The 7,089-nt window shown below is 60.3% G+C and carries 7 protein-coding genes; 5 read left to right on the top strand and 2 right to left on the bottom strand.

Annotated elements, in window-relative coordinates; all coding sequences use genetic code 11:
• Positions 1-236: 236 nt before the first annotated feature.
• Complete coding sequence (locus tag IIC71_14820) at positions 237-2,606, top strand: hypothetical protein (protein ID MCH7670453.1); 2,370 nt, start codon at positions 237-239, stop codon at positions 2,604-2,606.
• 199 nt (positions 2,607-2,805) lie between these two features.
• On the opposite strand, the gene IIC71_14815 is transcribed toward IIC71_14820, so the two are convergent.
• The gene (locus IIC71_14815; protein MCH7670452.1) at positions 2,806-3,816 is read right to left on the bottom strand and encodes an IS3 family transposase; all 1,011 of its coding nucleotides are present in this window, start codon (positions 3,814-3,816) and stop codon (positions 2,806-2,808) included.
• The gene (locus IIC71_14810; GenBank protein MCH7670451.1) at positions 3,813-4,250 is read right to left on the bottom strand and encodes a hypothetical protein; all 438 of its coding nucleotides are present in this window, start codon (positions 4,248-4,250) and stop codon (positions 3,813-3,815) included. The genes IIC71_14815 and IIC71_14810 overlap by 4 nt, the downstream gene beginning before the upstream one ends.
• 85 nt (positions 4,251-4,335) lie before the next feature.
• On the opposite strand from IIC71_14810, the gene IIC71_14805 reads away from it, so the two are divergent.
• The 4 genes from IIC71_14805 to IIC71_14790 form a co-directional block, all read left to right on the top strand.
• Complete coding sequence (locus tag IIC71_14805; protein ID MCH7670450.1) at positions 4,336-4,734, top strand: hypothetical protein; 399 nt, start codon at positions 4,336-4,338, stop codon at positions 4,732-4,734.
• 335 nt (positions 4,735-5,069) lie between these two features.
• Positions 5,070-5,690 carry a hypothetical protein gene (locus IIC71_14800; protein ID MCH7670449.1) on the top strand — a complete coding sequence of 207 codons (621 nt, stop codon included), beginning with the start codon at positions 5,070-5,072 and terminating at the stop codon, positions 5,688-5,690.
• Positions 5,691-5,772: 82 nt separating this feature from the next.
• On the top strand, positions 5,773-6,453 hold the full coding sequence (locus tag IIC71_14795) for a signal peptidase I (GenBank protein MCH7670448.1): 681 nt from the start codon (positions 5,773-5,775) through the stop codon (positions 6,451-6,453).
• 28 nt (positions 6,454-6,481) lie between these two features.
• Positions 6,482-7,089: hypothetical protein (locus IIC71_14790; GenBank protein MCH7670447.1), on the top strand; the 608-nt coding region annotated here is incomplete at its 3' end.

The raw sequence follows: 7,089 nt of genomic DNA, 5'->3' as shown, positions 1-7,089 counted from the left end.
CGGTGAGGGAGATGTAGGAACCGCTGATGCGAAACTCGCCCGAGCCTCCATGTCGAGGACGGGTGACGCCCCCGCATCCGCGACGACCCGGATCCAGTTGGTCGGTGTCCCGGACGTGGCGTAGCGGTGTGTTATTCGCCCCTGAACTTTCTTGTCCAGCGGATGACAGCAATCCACATCAGCCATGCTCCGGTGGGCGATGGCCAGCCACACTCTTGGAGTAGAGTGTGTGCTCGATGAGTAACGACGGTCGTGAAGAGCTTCACGCGTGCGCGATTGAAGGCGTGTGGTGGGAGCCCGCTGGTAGACCCTTGATTCCGGCGGACTGGATTCGCGAACTTGTTGTGAATGGCGAGATTCCTGGCTCCGGAATCCCTGTTCACGCCAAAGGGGTACGTATCCGTGGCGTAACCCTTCAGGGTCGATTGGATTTCGAGAGTGCTCATCTCCGTGTCCCACTCATGCTCGATTGCGTTGAGACGAACGAGCAGATTGTGTTTGAGCAAGCGACCGGCTCATGGATTTCCGTCACTAAGTCCCGGATCGCTGGCATTTCCGCGTTTGAGCTGAGGCTCGACCACACGCTTGACCTTGGCGGTACAGAGTCTTCAGGTCCCGTAAACCTGGACGGCGCAAGAATCGGCGGGAGCATCATGCTGGTTGATGGCTTCTCCGTCCGCGGTGAGGTCGGGCTGTGGGGCGCATCAATTGGCGGACAGTTGTCGTGCAGGAATGGCACCTTTAGCAATCCGGGAGGGAACGCGTTGCGGGCCGACGCCTTGGAGGCTGGACGAGGGGTTTTCTTAATCGACGGGTTCGTTGCGCACGGCGACGTCCGTCTCCTTGGAGCCTCGATCAGTGGGCAGTTGCGATGTGCTGGTGGAACGTTCTCCAATGCGAGCGGGTCCGCGCTGAGTGCCGATGCAATTAGGGTTTCCGGAGACATAGTTCTGTCCGACGGGTTCTCAGCAGAGGGAGAGGTAAGGCTGCTCGGCGCCAGCGTTGGAGGACAGGTGTACTGCGGGGGAGGTTCCTTCGAAAACGCAGCCGGGGTTGCGCTGGCTCTGGACCACGCGGACGTTCGCGGGAGCGTGCTGTTCGACCAGGGCTTCGGCGCAAAGGGCGAGGTCAGGTTAGTGGGCACAGTGATCGGCGGTCATCTGTCTTGTGCAGGTGGCAGGTTCGAGAATGAAGGTGGTGCAGCGTTAAACGCGGATAGTGCACGCGTCGCCGGTGACATTTTCATGGGCGACGGGTTCAGTGCCCTCGGCGCTGTGATCCTGTCTGGGGCGAATGTTGACGGGGTTCTTTCGTGTATTGGAGGCACGTTTGTCAACCGGGGTGGATGCGCCCTCACCGTCGACAGGGCGAACGTTCGAGGTGACGTTGCCCTGGAAAGCAGGCGCGAGTCCGAAGGGGACGGGGCCGTGGTGGGAAGATTCACGGCCGAAGGTGAGGTCCGTCTGATGGGTGCGGTCATTCGCGGAGCTCTCTCCTGCAGGGGCGGTACCTTCAACAATGAAGGGGGCTACGCCCTCAATGCCGACGGCGTGCGAATCAGCCGCGGAATGTTCCTAGGCCGAGGGTTTACCGCGCATGGCGAAGTCAGGTTGCTGGGTGCCTCCATTGGAGGGCAACTCACCTGCAAGGGTGGCACTTTTAGCAATGAAGGTGGTTTTGCCCTCAATGCAGATGGAGCGACGGTCGGTCGCGATGTATTCTTGACTGGAGATTTTCACGCCGTGGGGAAAGTGCGGCTGGCGGGCATGTCGGTGGGGGGACAGTTGTCTTGTGTCGATGGATCCTTCTCAGCACCCGATGAAGTGGGACTTAGCTTGCAAGAGGCAACCGTAGCCGGCGCTTTCCTGTGGCAGCCTAAGGAGCTGGATCCGCTGACGCGTGTAGACCTAACTGCAGCGTCGGTCGGTCTGATTGACGACGACATCTACCAGTGGCCTTCGGAAGGTTTACTGTATCTTCATCGCTTTACCTACACAGGATTCGCTCCACGCCATAGCGCTGGCATTCAAGCACGGATCGATTGGATCAGGCGTTCGGAGGGTTTCCACAGCCAGCCATATGAGCAGCTTGCGTCGGTCTATCGGGCAATCGGAGAGAATGCAAACGCGAGGATCGTCGGCATTTGTAAGGAAAAGGACCGGAACGGGACCCTCGAGGCATGGCCAGCTCGCTGGCACAAGGTTTGGGGAACGTTTACTGATTACGGGTATCGACCCGCTAAGTCTCTGGTGATATTTGGGGCGTTTCTCGTGGTTGCCGCTCTCTTCTTCTGGTGGGCCGGAAGTAGCGGGGTGATGGAACCCACGAACCTTGAATCCGTCGCGACTGCGACCTCCTGTTCCACTGCGTATCCTTGTTTCCAACCATTGATCTATGCCGCAGACGTCTTGATCCCGATCGTCGATCTGGACCAGCGTGATGTTTGGACTGTGGACGCGGCGATCGGCGGGGCCGATGTCACGTTCTGGCCATGGGCGGTCGGGGGAATGACCGTTCGCTTCGTCACAGTTCTTCTAATCGCCGTTGGTTGGACTCTTACCGCTGCCTTCATCGCATCCGCCGGTCGAATGATTTCCCGCCGTTGAGCGACGTTGTCGGAGTAACTCAGAACCCGGTCGCCTTGGTGAGTCCCAAAACGCAGTGCCCCGCCGAAGCGGGCCCCGCCCCCAGCTATCGAAGCAGTTGGGGGATGCCCCCGGTATCGCCTATTTGAGGCGCCTACCCCAATTCATTTCGGTCGAGGCCGGAACCTGTCAACCTTTTTGAGACGGCTGGTTCATGGTTTCATTGGGTCGGGGTTTCCTCCTCGGGTTTGTTGATCCACGCTGTGTGTGGAAGCGGTGGCGGTGTTGGCGGTTTACCGACGAACCGTTCCGGGTGTGCTCGGTAGGCGGCGTCGAGGACGGCTGCTCGTTGCTGTCGGATTGCTTCTGCCCGTCCGTAATGCACATCCCCAGGTGTGTGATATCCAATACCTGAATGACGGTGCTCGTCGTTGTACCACATGAAGAAACGTTGCGTGAAGCTGCGGGCATCCGCAATCGATCCGAAACGTGTCGGGAACTCGGGCCGATACTTCAACGTCTTGAACTGCGCTTCCGAGTACGGGTTGTCGTTTGAGACGTGGGGGCGGGAGTGGGTTTTGGTGACCCCGAGATCCGAAAGGAGCAGGGCAACAGGTTTCGATGCCATTGCGGCTCCCCGGTCCGCGTGGATTGTTAGCTCACCCCGGTTAACGCCTTGGGTCCGGATCGTGTCGGCGAGGAGCCGCTCAGCAAGGTGGGCCCGTTCAACGTGTGCAAGCATCCATCCCGGTGTGTACCTCGAGTAGATATCGATGATCACATACAGGTAGTAGTACGTCCATTTGACCGGCCCCAACAGTTTCGTGATATCCCACGACCACACCGCGTTCGGGCCGTAAGCGACCAACTCGGGTTTCACCGCAGGCGGATGGGTTGCTTGACGGCGACGCTCAGACACCTCACCCTCAGCTCGCAGGATCCGGTACATTGTTGACGTCGACGCCAGATACACGCCGTCGTCCAACAACTTGGCGTACACAGTGGCGGGTGCCTCATCAACATGTTGAGGTTCGTGAAGGACCCGCAACACTTCCTTTCGTTCAACCTCGCCAAGTGCCCGAGGCTGCGCCTTGGCCACCCGGTCGGGTCTTGCCGGTAGTGGGCTCTTACGATGCCACCGGTAATGTGTGGCACGGGGGCGACCCACCGCGGCACACGCCGCGGTGACACCCACCAACGGAGCCAACTCGAAGATGGCGTCGTTGATCACTTCGGCCCGCCGCCGCTGGTCTTGTGGGCGCTGTCGGTGGCGAGTTCCTCCAACAGCGCGGAGAGTTTTCCCTGGACCTCGATCACCCGACGTGCCGTCCCCAACTCTTCCTCAAGCCGCCCGACACGTTGACGCAACCGAACGTTGTCCCGCTCAACCGGATCAAGCGGTTGGCGCCCAGATTTCGTCGCTAACGCCGCAAGGGCACCCTTGTCGCGTTGTTTACGCCACTCCGAGATCAGCGACGAATACAAACCCTCACGACGCAGCACCGCACCCTTTCCCTCACGATCAAGATCCTCATACTCGCTAAGGATCTCCAACTTGTACCTCGCCGAATACGACCGGCGCTTCGCACGCTCCGGGACCTCAGGATCCGGATCGCTCACGTAGCCGGCTGGACTACCCAACCGACCCTCCGCAGAAATAGACATCCAACAATTCTCCTCTCGTCACCCTCTCAAGACAGTAAATCACCAATACGATCTGTCTCACACAAGGTTGACACAGAGGGTCCTCGTGGAGTTCGATCACACCGACGGCGTGCAATTGGTCGAGGTTTCGGTGTGCGATGCGGTGTGGTCGACGTGGCGGCGCTACTGCGACGCCGTTGGGGTCACGATGGGACGGGGGAATGCTGGACTCGTCGATCACGAACTCGGGACCGTTTTCAGCAAAGACAGGGATGACAGGGCCGTATTGGGCGCTGAGCTGGAGCGAAAGTTCGTTGCACGTACCAAGGATCTCGATGCTCGAGAACGACGCCTTGACGAAAGAGACCGGTCGCTCAGAGCATCCGAGCGGCGGCTGCGGGCAAGGACCAACCCGCTCGAACCGTCAGTCGGTGTAAAGGTCGGTCGCAATGAGCCGTGCCCCTGGGGCTCGGGCTTCAAGCACAAGCGCTGCCGGGGCCGTTGACCGCTTCCACCAGCCGCACCCTCGTGGATCCGTCGGCGGGCCGGTCGGATCCCATCGCTGCCAGGCGCGCGTCAACACTGTTCCCGAATCCGAATGCTCACCGACATGTGCCGCCTGAATCCAACCAGGCGAACCTTACCTCGAATACGGCGGCGAGATACTCGCATATCAGTCTGGCAAACGCTACTGCGCCGAGAAGCCTGCTGTGCCACGACGGAGGTGACTAGTCATTGTGGTGTAGCGCATTATAGCGCTCAGGCCCCTGGGGGACGGGCCGATATCTGAGGTGAGACGAACCTGCGTCTCGTACGCATAGACCCACGAAGGAGGAACTCGTGACCGAAACCACCGAAACAACCCACTCACCGACTACCCCCACCGGTGGTCCCACAGCACAGAGACATGCCATGGTCCGGCTTGGAGCGGCGCTGTCTGCCTTCTTGGTGGTCGGCGCCTTGGTGGTCGTGAGCTCGCGTAGCGCGTTCTCTGACACCACGTCGAACGCTTCGAATAGTTGGTCCGCCGGTACGGTGGTGATCACCGACGACGATTCCGGATCTGCATTGTTCAGCGCATCGGGTATGAAGCCGGGATCTTCGAACACGAACTGTATCGTTGCCACGTATAGCGGCAGCCTTGTACCTGCCGACGTCAGGCTTTACGGCACCGTGGGCGGGACTGGGCTCGACGCATACCTCGACGTGACGATCGACATCGGGACAGGTGGCGCCTTTGGTAACTGCACAGGGTTCACCCTCAGCTCCACGCCGTTCACTGGCACCCTGGCCACCTTCGCTTCCACCTACACGAACTTCGGAAACGGTATTGCGGGCTGGTCGCCGGCTGCCAACCCCGAGTCGAGGACCTACCGGATCACGGTGTCTTTGCAGGACAACAACGCAGCCCAGGGTCTCAACGGCACAGCGACGTTCACGTGGGAAGCCCAGAACCAGTAAATAGTCGGCTCCAACGGCCGATATCAACTACCGGGATGAGCTGACGGCCGCTCATCCCGGATGCTCTTGAGAGGGAACTGCGATGCAGTCGCCGACTATGACACCAGAGTTAACCATCGGGACCAAGCCCGTGGTGGTCCTCGGACCAGACCCCTGGGGACGTCCCCCACATGGTCTGGTCCTCGAACCAGACCATGTGGGGGACGTCCCCAGGCTTCGGGAACCGGTCGCGGTGAGAGTGCGCTTCTATTTCGGTCTCGTGGGGCTCTTTGCGACGTACGCCGTTCTCTTCCTTGCAACCTGGGCGGTCCTGCCTGCATTCATTCCGGGTTGGCAGTCGGTGGTGATCACCTCCGGTTCGATGTCACCTTCGATCCGAACCGGTGATGTGGTGGTTGTCACGCCGTCCGACGGACAGGGACTGTCACCGGGGAGCGTCGTTGTGATATCCGATCCTGCCGTATCGGGCCTCGTGACCCACCGGATCGTCAGCGTCAATCCCGACGGGTCTTACGGCACAAGGGGTGATGCCAACGCCCAGCCTGACTCTACCGCCCTCCGTCCCGATCAGGTCGTTGGGGTGGGACGGCTGCGGGTTCCGTTCATCGGGCTACCCCTGGTGTGGTACCGGACGGGAGCCTGGGAAAAACTGGCGCTCTGGGCGACAGGCACGCTGTTAGTCCTCTGGGCAGCGCGCTACGTCCTCCTCGACGGGTACGAGTCTTGGGCGCGACGTGAAGGGGAAGGCCATGGTTGGGGATAGGCGCCCGCAACCGGCCACCCTCGTGTTCATGCTCTACGCGGTGGTGGCTGCAATGGTTGTCTCGTTGCCGAGCTCCCGGGCGGCCTTTTCGGACACGACCGATAGTGGAGGTAACTCCTTCAATGCTGCCGCGTCCTGGACGACGGTTCAAAGCGGCACGGCATCGATCTTCTCGAACGGCGGCACGAATACCCTCACGGTCCCCATTGCGTCGGTCGACCCCTCGAAAGCCTTCCTTATCTTCCAGAGCCGTCACAATGGCAACCGACCCGTGAACTCGATGGTGCGGGGACGGATCGCCTCAGCGACTTCTCTCGAATTCGTTCGGGTCTCCGACGAAGCTCCCTTGGGGTTCAGCTATCGCCAGCAGCTCACGATCAACGTTGGAGCCAACGCACCGTCCGGCGGCTACAACGGCTACACGATTCGGGTCACAGGTATCGACACGCAGTCGCTCATCAGTAGCGGAAAGCTACGCTCAGACGGGAACGACCTGCGGATCTTCTACAGGAACGGCGGCTCCTGGAACGAAGTCGACCGAGAGGTTCGTAACCTCAACACGACAGACACCCACATCATCTTCAAGTCCCAGACCGACATCCCAGCCAGCGGATCAGACAGCGACCACTACCTGTT

The sequence above is a fragment of the Acidobacteriota bacterium genome, from assembly GCA_022562055.1.
GTDB lineage: Bacteria > Actinomycetota > Acidimicrobiia > Spongiisociales > UBA5794 > BMS3BBIN02.
This window is presented reverse-complemented; position numbering and strand designations above follow the sequence as displayed.